Annotated in this window: 13 protein-coding genes; 10 read left to right on the top strand and 3 right to left on the bottom strand. The window is 47.5% G+C overall.

From position 1 onward, the window contains the following. The first annotated feature begins 39 nt into the window (after positions 1 to 39). Both ASL11_RS28135 and ASL11_RS28130 read left to right on the top strand, forming a co-directional pair. A complete protein-coding gene (locus tag ASL11_RS28135) occupies positions 40 to 741 on the top strand; it encodes a response regulator transcription factor (RefSeq protein ID WP_056622186.1) in 702 nt (233 codons plus the stop codon). Then, positions 719 to 2,920: a sensor histidine kinase gene (locus ASL11_RS28130; RefSeq protein ID WP_056622185.1), complete on the top strand. Its 2,202-nt coding sequence runs from the start codon at positions 719 to 721 to the stop codon at positions 2,918 to 2,920. Before ASL11_RS28135 ends, ASL11_RS28130 begins: the two co-directional genes overlap by 23 nt. 41 nt (positions 2,921 to 2,961) lie before the next feature. Here ASL11_RS28130 and ASL11_RS37120 read toward each other — a convergent pair whose 3' ends face one another. Further along, complete coding sequence (locus tag ASL11_RS37120; RefSeq protein WP_164483577.1) at positions 2,962 to 3,135, bottom strand: hypothetical protein; 174 nt, start codon at positions 3,133 to 3,135, stop codon at positions 2,962 to 2,964. A 544-nt stretch (positions 3,136 to 3,679) separates the two neighbouring features. On the opposite strand from ASL11_RS37120, the gene ASL11_RS28125 reads away from it, so the two are divergent. From ASL11_RS28125 to ASL11_RS28115, 3 genes are all read left to right on the top strand, one after another. Further along, entirely contained in the window at positions 3,680 to 5,431 is a 1,752-nt protein-coding gene (locus tag ASL11_RS28125) for an ABC transporter ATP-binding protein (protein WP_056622183.1), read from the top strand. A gap of 62 nt (positions 5,432 to 5,493) precedes the next feature. Beyond that, positions 5,494 to 7,617: an ABC transporter ATP-binding protein gene (locus tag ASL11_RS28120; protein ID WP_056622181.1), complete on the top strand. Its 2,124-nt coding sequence runs from the start codon at positions 5,494 to 5,496 to the stop codon at positions 7,615 to 7,617. A gap of 102 nt (positions 7,618 to 7,719) precedes the next feature. Next, a complete protein-coding gene (locus ASL11_RS28115; protein ID WP_056622180.1) occupies positions 7,720 to 8,031 on the top strand; it encodes a hypothetical protein in 312 nt (103 codons plus the stop codon). Between the two features lie 365 nt (positions 8,032 to 8,396). Here the strand turns inward: ASL11_RS28115 and ASL11_RS28110 are convergent, their stop codons facing one another. Then, positions 8,397 to 9,017, bottom strand: a complete 621-nt coding sequence (locus ASL11_RS28110) for an NAD(P)-dependent oxidoreductase (protein WP_056622178.1) — start codon at positions 9,015 to 9,017, stop codon at positions 8,397 to 8,399. A 125-nt stretch (positions 9,018 to 9,142) separates the two neighbouring features. Between ASL11_RS28110 and rluF the strand changes: the two genes are divergently transcribed. Continuing rightward, the gene (rluF, locus tag ASL11_RS28105) at positions 9,143 to 9,856 is read left to right on the top strand and encodes a 23S rRNA pseudouridine(2604) synthase RluF (RefSeq protein WP_056622176.1); all 714 of its coding nucleotides are present in this window, start codon (positions 9,143 to 9,145) and stop codon (positions 9,854 to 9,856) included. Between the two features lie 221 nt (positions 9,857 to 10,077). After that, positions 10,078 to 12,450, top strand: a complete 2,373-nt coding sequence (locus tag ASL11_RS28100; protein ID WP_056622174.1) for a YcdB/YcdC domain-containing protein — start codon at positions 10,078 to 10,080, stop codon at positions 12,448 to 12,450. A 105-nt stretch (positions 12,451 to 12,555) separates the two neighbouring features. Here the strand turns inward: ASL11_RS28100 and ASL11_RS28095 are convergent, their stop codons facing one another. Next, on the bottom strand, positions 12,556 to 13,167 hold the full coding sequence (locus tag ASL11_RS28095; RefSeq protein ID WP_056622172.1) for a TetR/AcrR family transcriptional regulator: 612 nt from the start codon (positions 13,165 to 13,167) through the stop codon (positions 12,556 to 12,558). Positions 13,168 to 13,379: 212 nt separating this feature from the next. Between ASL11_RS28095 and ASL11_RS28090 the strand changes: the two genes are divergently transcribed. The 3 genes from ASL11_RS28090 (at position 13,380) to ASL11_RS28080 (ending at position 17,674) form a co-directional block, all read left to right on the top strand. Continuing rightward, the gene (locus tag ASL11_RS28090) at positions 13,380 to 14,882 is read left to right on the top strand and encodes an MDR family MFS transporter (protein ID WP_056622170.1); all 1,503 of its coding nucleotides are present in this window, start codon (positions 13,380 to 13,382) and stop codon (positions 14,880 to 14,882) included. A gap of 174 nt (positions 14,883 to 15,056) precedes the next feature. After that, the gene (gene ilvA / locus ASL11_RS28085) at positions 15,057 to 16,313 is read left to right on the top strand and encodes a threonine ammonia-lyase IlvA (RefSeq protein ID WP_056622168.1); all 1,257 of its coding nucleotides are present in this window, start codon (positions 15,057 to 15,059) and stop codon (positions 16,311 to 16,313) included. Between the two features lie 305 nt (positions 16,314 to 16,618). Next, entirely contained in the window at positions 16,619 to 17,674 is a 1,056-nt protein-coding gene (locus ASL11_RS28080) for a BMP family lipoprotein (RefSeq protein WP_056622166.1), read from the top strand. Positions 17,675 to 17,793 lie beyond the last annotated feature (119 nt).

Here is a 17,793-nt window from a genome sequence, read left to right as displayed (position 1 = left end):
GGTGGGTTGAAGTGAGATAAAGAAAAAGGGTGCGTGGACGTGACGAAATACCAAGTGCTGGTCGTCGATGACGATATCGACATTCAGGAAGCGATTGAGATTTATTTGAGAGGCGAAGGGATGGAAGTCAGCAAAGCGAACAACGGTCTGGAAGCACTGCTTTTGCTGGAAGAAAAGGAATTCCATTTGATCATCCTCGATATCATGATGCCGAAGATGGATGGGATTCAGGCGACATTCAAGATAAGAGAGAGCTGCAATGTCCCGATCCTGATGCTTTCCGCCAAAACGGAGGATATGGACAAAATTATGGGCCTGAATGTGGGTGCTGACGATTATTTAACGAAGCCTTTCAATCCGCTGGAACTGATCGCCAGAGTGAAGTCGCAGTTAAGGCGCTACACAACGCTAGGGCCATTTGGTACGGAAAAGACGGCAAATGAGGAGTTAAGCGTCCGCGGCCTCGTGCTCAATACTGTCACCAAGGAAGTCACAGTCGATGGCGAGGAAGTGCGTATGACGCCAACAGAATTCAAAATTTTGGAGCTGCTGATGGTGAATAAGGGACGTGTATTTTCTATCGATGATATTTATGAAAAGGTGTGGAAAGATCCCGCCTTTAACGCTGAGAATACTGTGGCTGTGCATGTGCGCAGAATTCGCGAGAAAATCGAAATTAATCCGAAGGATCCTAAATATTTAAAGGTGGTGTGGGGTGTTGGTTACAAAATGGAGAAGTAGATCAATCTCCCTGGTGTTGCTGGTCGGTGTTGTCATCATGTGGACACTGACGTTATTCGCGGCAACGAATGCCTATAAGAACAGCGTGTACTTCGGTGAGGATGCTTATTTCAAAAGCGGGGCATTCGAGAGGGAGATAAATTCCGTCTATGAGAATATTCAATTGTATCATCTGGAGGCTCCGCATTTCAGTGAGAAAACACCAGAAGAGCAGCTCGGCAATAATGACTATTATAATGTGAAGCGTGACGCGGAACGGACCGTACAGGATCGCTTGAACAATTTGCAGGAGAAGTACAGATCGCGTATAGATAATGCTCGAAGTCGTGATGACAATGCAGAAGTAGATCGACTGGAAGCTGAAAGAGATACGAAAATTGCGGAGTTGAATAAGGAGATGGAAGCGACTTTTCAACAAAATCTGAAGACCGCAATCACGGCAAAACAAAAGCAATTCATGGCGGCCAAGACGAGTCTGGATAACCGTGTGAAATCGCTTTACTACGTCGTGAAAAACTTGAAAACCGGCGAAACCTATAGCAATATCTCGTCTGAAGCGCTGCAAAAAAAGATCGATCAACAAGCGTTCATGTATACACTGACATTGCCCAAGATAGATGAACCGAATCGATTTTCGTACCAAATGAATGTTGATCAGGTCAAAGCTACGTACTACATTTTAAACCCATCACAAGGCTCGGGCATTATTCAAGCGGATTATCTCACTTATGAATCTCAAAAGCAGCAAGCAACAGCAACGGTTTACTGGCTAGCAGCGCTTGTGGTTCTCACAATCGGGCTAACCTACTTGGCAAGAAAACATCGGGGAGATAACCCATCGCTGATCGATATCCAAACGGTGGTAAGGGAACGATTGCCGATCGATGTTCGGGCTTGGACAACTTTTATTGCGGCTGCTGCACTGTTCGGTATCCTCTTCGATGCTGAGCTATATTACTGGTCTCCGACCTATGTAAGCTTATATCAAATAAGCATTGTCCTAATCGCTTCCGCATTACTTGTTATTGTATATAACGGCCTTCGTGGTGCAGTCGCACTGCTTAGATATCCTGGAAATCTCGCCATGGAATGGAGAAGCAGCTTAACTGCATCATTCTGGCAAACCCTGAAAGACACGCTTGAGCAAAGAGGATTGTTGTTCAAGCTGCTAGTCTTTATGGCGATTATCGGGATCATGGGCTTCTTGCCCGTGTGTGTAGTTGCTTCTAGCGGAGAAGAGGCTGTAATCGTCTTTACGTTCGTCTGGTACATTATGTTCCTGCTCGTGGTACTGCCTTATATGATGCGGAAGATCAAGCAGCTTCGCGCCATTATCAAAGGCGTGGAACAAATGTCGCAAGGTAACTTTGATGTGACCCTTCCTGCCAAAGGAAAAGGCCAATTGTCCCGGATGGCGATGAACATTAACAATTTGAAGTACGGTCTGCAGCTTTCGCTAGAGAAACAACGCGTCAGTGATCGTCTCAAAACAGAGTTGATTACGAATGTTTCCCATGATTTGAAAACACCGTTAACCTCCATTATCAATTATGTGGATTTGCTCAAAAAAGAAGGCTTGTCTGCCGACCAATCTACCCACTATCTCGAGGTGCTCGATCGGAAAACGCAGCGTCTCAAGGTGCTCATCGAAGATCTTTTCGAGGCATCGAAGATGGCAAGCGGGGCTACAGAGCTGCATTGGGAAAAAGTCGACGTTTCCGCCTTACTGACACAGGCCTTGGCGGAGTTCAGCGACAAAATCGAGGCATCCACGCTGACTTTCCGCGTAAATGTGCAAAGCCCGCATATGTATGCGCTGCTGGATGGCAAAAAAACATGGCGCGTCTTCGAGAATCTCATCGGCAACGCCTTGAAATATGCCTTGCCGGGAACACGTGTCTACGTTACGTTGACGGAAAATATAGAGCGCGTTATCCTCATCATTCAGAATATCTCGCTCCACGAGTTGAATTATGGCGTAGAGGAGCTGTTCGAACGCTTCAAGCGCGGCGACCAGTCTCGGGGAACGGAAGGTTCCGGTCTCGGCCTCGCCATAGCCAAGAGCATCGTTGAGCTACAAGGGGGCACACTCACGATTGATATTGATGGTGACCAATTCAAAGTTATTGCCGAATTTGAAAAACGCGATGTGCTGATAGCGCCGCAAGAATTGCTATAGCTTAAAAAGAACGCCGTCCGTTATGGACGGCGTTCTCTCTTTTATTTCAACTCCAACTCTAACTCCTCTAATGTATACCGGTTGTCCCACAAAAAAACCATGTCATACGCTGTTGAGTCCTTCGAGACAAACCTTGCTGTAGCTGTAATAACGCCACCGATGATCGTTCCGAATCCCACAATCCATCCCATTAATGCAAACACTTGATCGACCATGTGCATTCACTCCCTTGAGGCGTGATGAACTCCTAATCTATCCATATGCCCGATGAATTTGAAACATGTGTGACATTTGAAAGCCTTCTCATCACGAGTATAGACATCGGAAATATCGGGCTGGGAGAGTTGCATTTTAATCTTTTTCTCCGATTGACATGTTCAGAAGTGGGATGGTAAGATCACCCTGTAAGGATCGAATAGACAGCTTTTGGAAAAGTTAACAGGCACCTAACGTGCCAGGCTCATCAAACGAAACAGGGGGGTTCACTATGGATAACAAGGTTATTGTATTTAGCGCACATCATAAACGGATACAAGTCCAACCTAATTTCATAGATGGTAACCCGCTGGTTAGCCCGAGCGACTGCATACGCATGTTCGGCTGTTAGCACCCCTTCCCATACGTTAAGTTGTGAAGCGCGGGTTACGAAGTTCGTAACGAGCGCTTTTCTGTTTCTATAGAAGGCATATCGCTGCGTGCGGTATGTCTTTTTGCGTCTTTAGGTGTCTATGCGCCATTTGAGAGGAGTGACAAGATCGTATGTTTACTGTATTAAAGAAATTAGCTTGGTTTTTTAAAATGAACTGGAAACGCTACAGCCTTGCGATTGGGCTGCTGATCATCGTCGGCATCATCGACGTTTTACCGCCAAAGCTGATTGGTTACGCGATTGATGGGATACACATGGGTACTTTATCGGGGGCCAAATTAGCGCAATTACTCGCCTTTTGGGGTGCACTCATCATCGTAAGCTACGGGCTGTCTTACATTTGGCTGTACCAGCTGTTCGGCGGCGCCTTCGTACTTGAACGTGTTCTGCGCTCCCGATTCATGCGGCAGCTGCTGCGGATGACGCCTACCTTCTATGAGCGCAACCGTACGGGCGATCTGATGGCTAGAGCGACGAATGATTTGCAATCGGTATCGACAACCGCAGGCTTTGGGATTCTAACTTTCGTCGATTCGACGCTGTTTATGTTAACGATTCTGAGTATGATGGGCTTCTTCATTAGCTGGAAGCTGACACTTGCCTCGATTGTACCCCTGCCGATTATGGCCGTTGCGATTACGATTTTCGGTAGCCGTATTCACGAAAGATTCATCCTCGCACAGGATGCTTTCGGTCAAATGAATGACCGCGTCCTGGAAACTATCGCAGGCGTTCGGGTCATCCGGGCATTCGTGCAGGAGAAGGCAAGTGAACATAATTTCGCGGCGATGACGGACGACGTCTATCGCAAAAATATCGCAGTAGCCGTTATTGACGCTCTTTTTGAACCAACGGTCAAAATTCTGGTTGGTATTTCCTACCTAATTGGACTTTGTTACGGTGGTTATCTCGTGTTCCACAGTGAGCTGACGCTCGGAGAGCTAGTGTCTTTCAATACCTTCCTAGGTATGCTGATCTGGCCGATGTTTGCGATTGGTGAGCTGATGAACATCATGCAGCGCGGGAATGCATCCTTAGATCGTGTTAACGAGACACTCGGCTACAAGCCAGATGTTAAAGAAATACCGAACGCTGCAACCCAGCTGCAGCCGGATTCTATCCATTTTAATCATGTAACGTTCCGTTACCCGTCCTCATCCATCGATAATTTGGTTAACATGACGTTCCGCTTAGAACGCGGACAGACGCTCGGCATAGTCGGCCGAACAGGCAGCGGCAAAACAACCCTGCTGAAGCAGCTGCTTCGCGAGTACCCTATCGGTCAGGGCGCGATCACGATCACGGATACGCCAATCGAACAGATCGCGATCGATACGCTCCATGGTTGGATCGGATATGTGCCGCAGGAACCGATTCTCTTCTCCAAAAGCGTTCGCGAAAACATCATGTTCGGCAAGGGGCAAGGCACCGAAGAAGAGTTAATGCGTGCGCTTGATCTGGCCGCTTTCCGCAAGGACGTTGAGTTCCTGCCGGAAGGTCTGCAGACACTCGTCGGGGAAAAAGGCGTTGCCTTATCCGGCGGTCAGAAGCAGCGCGTATCCATTGCGAGGGCGTTGTACGTCGATCCGGAGATCCTCCTGCTCGACGACGCGCTATCTGCGGTCGATGCGAAGACGGAGGCCGAGATTATTAGCGGCATTCGCACGGAACGCGCAGGCAAAACAACCCTCATCACCACGCACCGACTCTCCGCCGTGCAGCATGCCGATTGGATTGTCGTACTTGATGAGGGCTATATCATCGAAGAAGGCACACATGAGCAGCTTCTCGTGCTCGGCGGCTGGTATAAAGAGCAGTATGACCGTCAACAGCTCGAAGAGCAGACGGTTGGGATGGAATAGATGAGGGGGGCAACTCGAGCCCCCAACTATACGAGACAAAAGAAAAGTAGGTGAGACTCCTGATGACACAAACGCAACAAACGAAACAAACCAAATCAACGAAACAAACCGGAAAACGGTTGTTCCAATACGCAGCCAAATTCAAGCAAACCTTGCTCATCGCCTTAGTATTTCTTTCCTTGGCTGTCGCGACCGAGCTGGCGGGTCCTTTCATTGCGAAGCACATGATCGACACGCACATTCTCGGCATTGAAAAGCCGTGGTTTGAGACGCAGTCGGCGACGAAGAGCGACAAGGCTGTTGCTTTTGAGCAGACTTTTTACAAGCGGAGTGATAACTTCGCAGAGGGCGAGCCGAGGGGCAAAGAGGTTCGTATCCTACAAGTGGGCAGTAAGTTCGTATGGCTGGATCAAGCCCTCCCTTGGGATGGCGTCCGCAAGCTGACGGATGACGGAAAGCTGCTGGTTACACAAGGCACGGAACAGGCAGAGTATGCCGTTCAGAAGCTGAGTGTGCAGGAGCTGTATAACTTTTATCAACCGCAATTTGCAGAGTTAATGAAGCTGGCGGGATTCTATGTGATCTTGATTTTCGTGGGGGCAGGCTTTACCTACGGACAGAGATATTTGCTGCAAGCGGCAGCGAATCGCATCATTCAGCGCATGCGCAGGGATGTGTTCGCGCAAATTCAGCGATTGCCGATCAACTATTTTGATAATCAGCCTGCAGGCAAAATCGTTTCACGCATCACAAACGACACGGAGTCGGTCCGAGATCTGTATGTGCAGGTGTTGGCGAACTTTTTTACAGGCACGATTTACATTCTGGGCATTATCGCGGCCATCTTTATTCTCGACGTCCGTCTGGCTCTCTTCACACTGCCGGTCATTCCACTGCTGATAGCGTGGATTATTGTTTACCGTAAGTATGCGTCGACGATTAATCATGAAATTCGCGAACGGATCAGCAGCATCAACGGGATGATCAATGAGGCGATCCAAGGGATGACGATCATCCGAGCTTTTCGCCGGCAAAAGGAAACGATTGAGGAATTTGAGGTTTTGAATGAAGAGTATACGCACTATCAAAATAAGCTGCTCAGCTTGAATTCCTTAACCTCTCATAACTTGATGAACGTGGTGCGGAACCTGTTCTTCTTCGGGTTGATCTGGTATGTGGGCGGCAGTGCGCTTAATGCGGTGATTACGGTTGGCGTGCTCTATGCCTTCGTCGATTACCTCAACCGGATGTTCCATCCGATGGTAGGTATCGTGAATCAGCTGCCGAATTTGGAGCGAGCGCTTGTGTCGGCTGACCGTGTGTTCGAGCTGCTGGATGAAAAGGGCATTGACGTTGTCGCTGAAAAAGCAGACCGCTACAAAGGTCACGTGAGCTTCGAGCACGTTCGCTTCGCCTACAAAGAAGGGGAGGATGTGCTCAAAGACATCTCTTTCGAGGCTAAACAAGGGCAGACGGTTGCCTTAGTAGGGCATACCGGTTCGGGTAAAAGTTCGATCTTGAATCTGTTATTCCGCTTCTATGAGGTCAATGAAGGCCGCATCACGGTGGATGGCCGCGATATTCGCGAGCTATCGAAGCAGCAGCTTCGCCAGCACATGGGCATCGTGCTGCAGGATCCGTTCCTGTTCACGGGGACGATTGCGTCCAATGTCTCCTTGGACGATCCGTCCATCACCCGGGAACGGGTGGAGGCGGCGCTGCGCGAGGTTGGCGCAGCGGAGATGCTTGGTGCGCTGCCGCATGGCCTCGATGAGCCGGTCATCGAGAAGGGCAGCACGCTGTCTGCTGGGCAGCGGCAGCTGATTTCATTCGCCCGGGCGTTGGCGTTCGACCCGGCAATCTTGATCCTCGATGAGGCGACGGCCTCCATCGACACGGAGACCGAGGCCATCATTCAGGCCGCGCTCGATGTATTGAAGAAGGGGCGGACCACCTTCATCATTGCCCATAGGCTGTCGACGATTCGCAGCGCCGACTTGATTCTTGTGCTCGACCACGGCGAGATCGTCGAGCGTGGTACGCATGAGGAGCTCATGGGGCTCCTCGGGCGGTACTACCAGATGTACCAGCTGCAAGCTGGACATCCGGAAATTGCCGCCGCTGCGGAGAGCGGCGAACCAAGTAGCGAGCCGGTAGCTGGCGAATCGATTGGGCATAAGATCTAGGTCGCGAGTCGTAGACGAATCTCGACAAAAGGCTAACGACGCTGACTTTCCAATATGCTACAATAAAGCAAATTGATGCTTATGGGAAGTGGAGGAGAAATTATGCGCTCAGATACAATTCGTTTGCTTAACCTGTTGCAGATATTATCCGAAGTAGCTATTGCAGTAGGGTATTTACTTGGATTAATCCCATTCGTGTATGCATGGTCATGCGCTTGGGTCATTCCATTGGTCTTCGTGAATTTGGTGTTTGCTATCCTCACGGGCAATGGAACTACGCTGAAAACGATCATCAACATCGCATTGGCCTTCTTAAGTCTCATTCCTTTGCTTGGTTATGTATTCCGCTTTGGCGGAATTGTCGTGTCGGGCTTGAATATGAGAGAGTTGTCCAAGAGAAGAAACAACTACTAGATGTAGTGAAAAAACGGATGGCGCCGAAGTGGCGCGCATCCGTTTTTTTTGTTAAACAGGAAATATAGCTAATTAGTATGGCTGAGAAGTCGATTTTGGCAGTCTCCGCGTTAACGCCCTCCCACGGCCTGTGTAATTCTAACGGACACCAGCGCCGCTATTTTGAAGTAAGCAGACAGTTTCTTCGTGTAACGGACATCAGTGCCGTTATTTACTATTTGAGAGGCAATATTACGCCAGAAACATGAGAATAACGGCCATGTTGTCCGATAGAACAGGCGAATCCAGTTAAATGACTGATTAACGTCGTCTGTGTCCGTTATACGAGGGATGGGTGCAGGTTGGCGCTGTTCACAACACCACTACTAATAAGCCAACCCCACGCGGCAGCCGACATACGCGTCCTCCACCGCGGCGCGGTAGGTGAACGCCGCAGTGTCGCCGACGGAGATGGACGTGCCGCCGTCCGGCAAGAAGTCGCGCTCTGCGCGGAACTGACCCTGCGCTTCGCCGTCGGGCAAATACGTTGGACACACGACCGTCCAACGTAGGCCCGATGCGGCGAGCAGCGCCCACGCCTGGCGGTGCTCCTCGGCCGCGCGGGTCGACGAGCGCCGCGTATCCGGCGCTTCAAAGCGCAGATGACCCGGATGTTCCCGGCTCTGCAAGATGCCGGCCGTGCCGACGGTGACCACGCGGCTCACGCCGGCGGCTTTCATCGCCGCGATGAGCAGGGGCGTCGCCTCGGTTAGCACGGTGCCGCCATCGGTGCCAAGGCAGCTCACGACGGCGTCTACGCCAGTCATGGCGCCCGCAAGATCCTCTGCGGAACAGGCATTGCCTTGCAGCAAGGTGAGGCGGTCGGAAAGCAGTGATATTTTATCCATACTCCGCACGACTGCGGTTATCTCATGACCATCCTGCAGAGCTTGAGCTAGAACTCGCTGCCCCACACGGCCAGTTGCTCCTAATAGTAGAAAGTGCATCATTATACTCCTTCGGTATGTAAACTGTTCTCCTAGTATAACAAACTTGAACCGTCGCTTCGAATCCAGCATAATAGAAGGTATTGAATTCAAATGAAGGCGGAATAGAAGGGAATTTCAGGGGCATGAGAATTAATAAGTTTATAAGTGAAACCGGCGTGTGCTCCAGACGTGAGGCGGACAAATGGGTCGAAGCTAGGCGTGTAACGATCAATGGAGAAATTGCAGGGCTTGGCAGCGTTGTAGGTCCTGGTGATGAAGTGAAGGTCGATGGGCGGGCAATTGGAGAGAAGAAAGAACACGTATACATTGCACTTAATAAGCCAGTGGGCATTACCTCAACAACGGAGGCGCATATTCGCGGGAATATCGTTGATTTCGTGGGGCATTCGGAGCGGATTTTCCCTATCGGCAGATTGGACAAAGACTCAGAAGGGCTTATCCTGCTGACGAATAACGGGGATATTGTGAATCAGATTCTCCGTGCGGAGAATAATCACGATAAAGAATATATCGTAACGGTGAATCGGCCGATTACACAGATGTTTTTGCGGGGAATGGCTAGTGGGGTGCGTATTCTGGGTACGATGACGAAACCATGTGAAATCATTCAAGTCAATGAACGTGTATTTCGAATCATTCTCACACAGGGGCTGAACCGGCAAATTCGTAGGATGTGCGAAGCATTCGGATATCGTGTAGTGCGTCTGCAGCGTGTTCGCATCATGCATATTCATTTGGGCGCTTTGAAAGTAGGGAAATGGCGGGATTTAACGCAAGGTGAGTTAAAGGATTTGATGCAAATGCTTAGCCAGGAGAAGTCGCAGACGAATCCGTAACTGCAAATTAATCACAAGATAAGGCTTGAATATTCCGTATGGGATGCTCAAGTCTTTTTCTAATTTTGCTGGGTGAAATAGAAATAAATATTGGTATTTTTTTCTTGTGTATTTGCAACCTTTTTCCAGCGCTCACCGTCAAGTACTATATGGCAGTTGGACGCGTCCAAGCATGTGGGTCCACATGTCGTATGGAGATCTACTTGAGGAGGAAGATGACTTTGAAATTATTAAAACAAGCAGGCACAATGGTACTCGCTTCGACATTGTTGCTGACAGTTGCCCCGATGGGAGCATGGGCGGCGGAAAGTGTATCTGGTTCAGCTACATCCGCAATGTCATCCCCTGCCTACCCAGGGCAAGCCGACGTCTCGGCGGAAGATGCCAAAATTACGAAAGAACAGGCGCTTGAGTATGCCAAAACTTACATAACACTACCTACGGATTATGTTCTCCAATCGATAAGTTTAAACGCTTTTTATGGCCAGAATGGTCAGAATATCCCGACTTGGAACATCAGTTATTCTAAGAAAGTGAAAGATCGTTTCTATGGCTCAGCGAATATTGCCATCAATGGTTTGGATGGAACGCTTACGTCGTACAATATGAATGACAATGATCCTGAACATAAACCGTCGTATCCGCCTAAGGTGGATTTTCAAGCTGCGAAGGAGCTGGCTGCAGCATTTGTTGCTAAAGTAAACCCATCGAAGCAGAAGGAACTGCTGTATGATGACTCGGTAGAGAAAACGTTCCGTACCCCGCTTGACGGCAATTATCAATATAACATTCGCTATGATCGATCCGTTGGGGGAGTTCCCTTCTCGGGAAATGGACTTAATGTCAACGTCAATGGTGAGGGTCAGATTACGAGCTATTGGTACAATTGGGACGACAAAGTGATTTTTGATAAGGTGAGCACACTGATTTCGAAAGAGAAGGCAGATCAGCTATTCCGTGAGAAGATGGAGCTTGCCTTACAGTATCAAATCCCGTATAACACGCAAGGGAAAAGAGCACCGATTATTTCCTACTTCATGAACAGTTTTGCTTTGGATGCTGCAACAGGCGAGGTTTGGCAACCATTTCCTAGCTTGAACGGTAACAATAAGCCATTAACAGATAAGCCACTGGGAACGAAACCGCCAGCTACCTTGAATTTGACGAAGGAAGAAGCCGTTAAGAAAGTGGCAACGACATTTAACCTATCCTCAGAGTACAAGCTGCAAGAAGCTTCCTACAATGAATCGAAGAATGCTGAGACGGGTGAGACCTTATCGAGCTGGAACATGAGCTGGACCAAGGCAACGTCGGATACAGCCGCTTCTGGAAAAATTGTTGCAGGCAATAACGTTTGGGCATCCGTGAATAGTAAAACTGGCGTTATTACTAATTTCAACTATTATGTTCCTTATAGTAGTGAGAATGATAAGCCTATCGAAGGCAAGGTTTCATTAGATGATGCGATTGCGAAAAGCACGGAATTTGTCAAAGCACAGCTTCCTGCTTCCACGGATCAACTCGTGCTGAATGTTCAGAAAGAGTATTCCCAGGATATGCTGAAGCAAATGCGTACATGGGAAATTAGCTACAAGCGTGTCATTGACGGCGTTGCTGTGGCGAATGAAGAGGTGCGGGTAAGCATCGACCGTGTAACGGGAGCCATCTCGAACTATTATGTATCCCTAAGTGATCATATCGCGTATCCTGCTCAAAAGCCTGAGGTTATTTCCATTGATAAGGCCAAAGCTCTGTGGCTGGCACAGTTCGATGTGAAGCTTGGCTACGTATTGGAGAGCAACGGATACACAGGCGCTATGCCGATTGAGAAATACCGCGTAATGGTGGCGGCAGGTGAGATACCACCGTCAGTAGCAACGGATGCAAAAGCGCAGCCAAAAGCGAAGCTTGTATATTCCCTTGTACCGAAAAGTGTGAATCGCGATAGCTTTCTTCTGGATGCCGAATCAGGTCAATGGCGCAGTGCGCAAACCGGCGAGGTTATCTCTTTGGATAAAGTGATTGTAAGTGATATTGATAAGCACTGGGCACAAAACGAACTTCAATTGATGCTTGATTATCAAGCTTTGGATGTGAAGGACGGCAAAGTGAATCCAGACCAAACGATTAAGCGCGGTGAGTTGGTCAAAATGCTTGTCATCGCCATGAATGGCGGCAACGGCGGCATCTATTACGGAGCTGAGCGTGCTGCATCCTTCGCGGATGTGGGCAATGGCTCCAAATATTTTGCCTATGTGGAGAATGCTGTTGATCGCGGGCTGCTTGATGTAGGGAAAGAGTTCAATCCGGAAGCTACGATGAATCGTGAAGAAATGGCGCAATTGATCGTGAAAGCATTGGGTTATCACAGCCTAACGAAATTTGACGGTGTATTTAACAAGGATTTCTTGGATGCTGGGAAAGTGTCTAACGTTGGCGATGCTGCAATCGTGTTAGGGCTGAATATTATGACGCTCAGCGATGGCTACTTTGCCCCGCAGAATGAAGTGACGAAAGCACAGGCTGCTAGCGCATTCTATCGTTTCTTGCAAACGAGAGCTGAATTGCAAGATAAGCCGCGATACTACTATTAATCTTTCTAACGTAATTCGCATAAGTGAACGACAAAAGGCCTCTCAATGCATCATTGAGAGGTCTTTATTCAGTCGTTAGCTGACGAGGCATTTGTGGCAAGAGAACTAGTCTCTTTTGAAAAGAAAGTAGAATAACTGACGGTAATGTGCCTTCATATGCTCTTTCGTATAGGCTTTCTCATTTTTGATGTGAAAATAGCCGATCGGTGACATCGAGCAGATGATCGTATGGGCTGCAAAATCAGGCTCCGCTTGTGGCTCTTGATTGGGGCCAAGGGATTCAAGAATAAGCTCCGACAATTTATCGCGTATGAAATGGTAAATAGGGGAGAGGAAGAAGTTGCCGCGGCTATCCTCGCAGTTGATATCAATCTTGGTTGACATCGCAACGATTAGCTCTGCTTTTTCCTCAATTTCATCAATCCATAGATCCAAAATGCCAGTCAGTCGATCAATAGGCGCAGCTTGGTTATGTTTATCGAGATACATCATAATGTCATTTATAAATTGCTTCCCATAATGCTGAAGGACATCGAAGCAAAGGTCTCCTTTATCCGCATATCTGCGATAGAGGGTTGCTTGTCCAATGCCTGCTGTTTTGGCAATTTGATGCATGCTGACCGATTGAACGCCATAATCATGAAAGAGTTGTTTGGCGGTTTGGAGTATTAATTGGCGATTTTCCATGGCGTCCTTGCGTTCATGACGAATGGACATCTGTAACCACCTCTTTAGATGTGAATTTATTGTGTTCGTATTGACAAGGAAACGAAAGTTCTGTTAGCATCAGAAATGTAAACGGACATTTGTCCGTTTACAACGAGAGTTATTGATGTTCGTGTATGTCTGCCACTATTGTATTGTACAGGGTATACTATATACGGTCAACGATAGACAAAAGAGAGAAATTAATCGGATGGAGGGATTACATGTCTTCACAAGCAACATCGAAAGAAACAGAAGCCCCGTTCTCAATGCGCAGCATTTTGGGGCCGCTGATAGCGATTGTCGTAGGTATTTTCATGGTTATTTTGGACGGAACAGCGGTCAACGTTGCGCTTCCTAAGTTGCAAGAAGAATTCAATTTGCTCAATTTATCACTCGTTCAATGGACGGTTATTGGTTATGCCTTAGCACAAGCCGCGGTTATTCCATTGGCAGGTTGGTTATCGGATCGTTTCGGTGCCAAGAAGATTTTCCTGATTTCGGTAGGTCTCTTCACAATAGGCTCTGGTCTATGTGCGCTAGCGAATTCGGTTGAAATGTTGATTACTTACCGTATCATTCAAGGCTTAGGCGGCGGTGTCGTCGTGCCGATAGCGATGGCATTCATTTATCGTCTATCTCCTCCGGGTAAAGTAGGGGCTGTTATGGGGATGATGGGGATTCCGATTCTACTGGGTCCTGCTCTTGGTCCTGTCGTTGCAGGTTGGTTAGTTGAGTATCACAGCTGGCAGTGGATTTTCCTTATTAATTTGCCTATTGGTGTTATTGGTATTATTTTAGGTATTCGTACATTGCCAAATATGCAGCGTCAAAGCGTTGCTTCTCTAGATTTGTTGGGTATGTTGTTAGGGCCTTTAGCTTTCGCGGCACTGGTTTATGGTGTTTCCAATGGTGGTATTGATCCAATTACGGGGAAATCCACATGGACAGATGCAGATACGCTGATCGGTTCTGGCGTTGGTGTCATTGCACTTATCCTCTTCATTATTGTTGAATTGAAACAGAAGAATCCACTTTTGGAGCTTCGCGTATTCCGTTCAGGGAACTTCACGAAAGGGATTATCGTGCAATGGATTTCTCAGATTGCGATGTTCGGTACGATGTTCCTTGTACCCCTATTCTTACAACAAGCTCATGGTTACAGCCCATTGAAAACAGGATTGATCATGCTTCCTCAAGCGTTGGCTTCCGGATTGTTCATGCCAATCGGTGGTAAGCTGTCCGACCGTTTCGGTGCTCGTCCGCTCGTTATTGCGGGGATGGTTCTTACAACGATTTCAGCCTTGTTGCTTTCCAATATTTCTGGTGATTCCGGTGTAGGCACGGTTATGCTGCCGCTTACGCTTCTGGGAGCGGGTATGGGACTCTTCATGATGCCGCTGAACAATCACTTGATTCAATCAGCACCTCAGAATTTGGTTGGTCGTGTGACGTCCTTGACGAACGCGGCGCAGCAAGTCATGATGTCCTTCGCTATTGCCATCTTGATGACGATTTTCAGTACAAAATTTAAGGATCTAATGGTTGAGTCAGGCGCACAAAAGCCAGATGTAGGCTTATATGCCTCCGCGTTTGGATATACGTTCCTCATTTTGCTTGGTATCGCCATTCTTGGCGGTCTGCTTGGTTTGATGTTGCAGAAGCCTAAGAAAATTGAAGGCGAGTCAGGGAATGCGGCTGAAATTCCAATGATGGTCGGTCATTAATCACTTCAGGTTGGACGTATAAATGAGCCGCTCCTCAAGGTCAATTGACTTCGAGGGGCGGCTTTTGTTGTTAAAGCTTGCTGCCTACGATATTTGCGTACAGAACGCACCACATATGTTACAATACATGTTAAAACTTATGGAAGCTTCAACAAAGAAAGGGTGTTCGAGAAGATGGTTGTATCTGGTAAAGTGGGTTTGGAAGATATTATTAGAGCCAATCATGTGCTCAGCAAAGTGATCGAACCATCGCCGCTGCAACGCAATGAGCTGCTCTCTAGCCAGTATGAATGTAACGTTTATCTCAAACGTGAAGATATGCAAATTGTTCGTTCGTTCAAGATTCGCGGAGCTTACAATGTGATCCAGAGCTTAACGGAAGCGGAACGCGCAGCAGGGGTTGTGTGTGCGAGTGCAGGCAACCATGCACAGGGTGTAGCTTATTCTTGTAAGCAGCTAGGCATTGAGGGCAAGATCTTCATGCCGACTACGACACCGCGTCAGAAGATTTCGCAAGTGAAGCTGTTCGGAGGCTCGTTCGTGGAAGTCATCCTTGTTGGCGATTCCTTCGATGATTCTTCGACGCAAGCCAAGGCCTACTGCCTGAAGGAGAATAAAGTGTTCATCCACCCGTTCGATGATGTGCGTACGATTGCGGGACAAGGGACTGTTGGCTTGGAAATCATGAATCAGATGCCGGAAACACCGGATTTCATCTTCGCGACGATTGGCGGAGGTGGACTAGCTGCTGGAGTTGCCACCTATGTGGCGAGCGTTTCACCGCGGACGCGCATTATTGGCGCAGAACCAGAAGGCGCGGCCAGCATGACGGAAGCACTGAAACAAGGCGCGGTCGTTAAATTACCTTCTATTGAGAAGTTTGTTGACGGTGCAGCCGTAGCGCAAGTGGGTGAGATGACTTTTGACATTTGCAAAGAGAAGCTAGAGGATATCGTCATCATTCCTTCCGGCAAAGAGTGTACAACCATTCTGGAGCTCTACAATAGCAACGCGATTGTTATTGAGCCTGCAGGGGCGCTTCCAGTGGCAGCGCTGGATGCGTACCGCGAACAAATTCGTGGCAAGAACGTTGTCTGTATCATCAGCGGTGGAAATAATGATATTGATCGGATGCAGCAAATCAAAGAAAGATCACTTGTATATGAGGGCTTGAAGCATTACTTCATCTTGAACTTCCCGCAACGTGCAGGGGCTTTGCGTGAATTTTTGGAGGAAGTCCTAGGACCGTCCGATGACATCACGCGTTTTGAGTATACGAAGAAGAATAATCGTGACGATGCACCGGCACTGGTAGGGATTGAGCTCAAAAACAAAGATGATTATGAAGGTTTGATTGAACGCCTCTCCCGTAAAGATTATGGTTATATCGAAATTAATAAGGATCCTAAGTTATTTAACCTTCTCATCTAGAGGAGGCTTTTTTTTGCTGAAGATGTTCAAAAAATTAACATAGAGCTATCTAGATTTTATTGACCGCTGGTTGTATAATCTTTAATTGGGGCTTTGCACCTATATTGTCGGGAAAAACAAAAAAACTGTGTTAACTTGTGTGACATAACGAATTTTGGGAATCCGAAGGCGATTTGCTTTTATGTTAGAAATCGAAGTGATACACTCAATTCAAAGTGAGCTTACATAATTTAACTGGATTTGGTCAACCTACAGTGTGGGCTTCATGGTTTCAATTAAAAGATGATACGATGGGGGTAAAATCGATGAAGAAGATTTTTTCAACAGTTCTGATGACTGTAACCGTTTCTGCATTAGTGATTTCCGGTTGTGCCAAAAAAGAAGAAACAAACACGGGTTCATCCGCATCACCAGCTGCAAGTGCTGTAGCTAGCGACAATACAGGCAAAGACTTCAAAATCGGTATGGTTACAGATATCGGCGGCGTAAACGACAAGTCCTTTAACCAAAGTGCTTGGGAAGGCTTGACGCTTCTGAAAAAACAAACAAGTGCTAACGTAAAAAACCTTGAGAGCAAGAGCGACGCTGACTACACGCCGAACTTGAATCAATTCGTTAAAGACGGCTACAACCTGACTTGGGGTATTGGTTTCTTGATGGGTGATGCACTTAAAACAGTAGCAACTCAAAACCCGAACGCGAAACTTGCGATCATTGATAACGTTGTAGAAGCTCCTAACGTAGAATCCGTTACTTTCTCCGAACAAGAAGGTGCTTACCTTGTTGGTGTGGTAGCAGGTCTTACAACAAAAACAAATAAAATCGGTTTCGTTGGCGGTATCGACATCCCGGTTATCAAACGTTTCGAAGCTGGTTTCGTAGCTGGTGTTAAAGCAGTAAAACCAGATGCTAAGATTCAAATCAACTATACGGGTGCTTTCGATAAGCCTGATCTTGGTAAAGCAGCAGCAGCAACGATCTATAACGATGGCGCTGATATCATTTTCCACGCAGCTGGATCCACAGGTAACGGTGTATTCAACGAAGCGAAAGATCGCGCGAAAAACGGTAAAAAAGTATGGGTTATCGGTGTAGATAAAGACCAATCCCTTGAGTTTGGCGACGAAGTTACATTGACATCCATGTTGAAACGTGTTGACTCTGCGGTACTTCGTGTATCCAAAGATGTTATTTCAGGTAAATTCCAAGGTGGTAAAGTTGTTACGTTGGGTCTGAAAGACGATGGTGTAGGCCTTCCTGAAACATCCAAGAAAAACGTTTCTGCTGATATCTTGAAAAAAGTTGACGAGTACAAAGCCAAAATTATTAGCGGCGAAATCAAAGTTCCTGAAAAACCATAAGCGTCCAACTGACGTTTACTTGGTAAGAACGATAGGTTTGCTTCTGTACAAACAAGGCTAGTTATACTAACTAGCCTTGTTCTTTAGTTTTAATGGGAAACAAAGAACAAAAAATTGAT

Source organism: Paenibacillus sp. Soil750, assembly GCF_001428045.1.
Lineage (GTDB): Bacteria > Bacillota > Bacilli > Paenibacillales > NBRC-103111 > Paenibacillus_E > Paenibacillus_E allorhizoplanae.
This window is presented reverse-complemented; position numbering and strand designations above follow the sequence as displayed.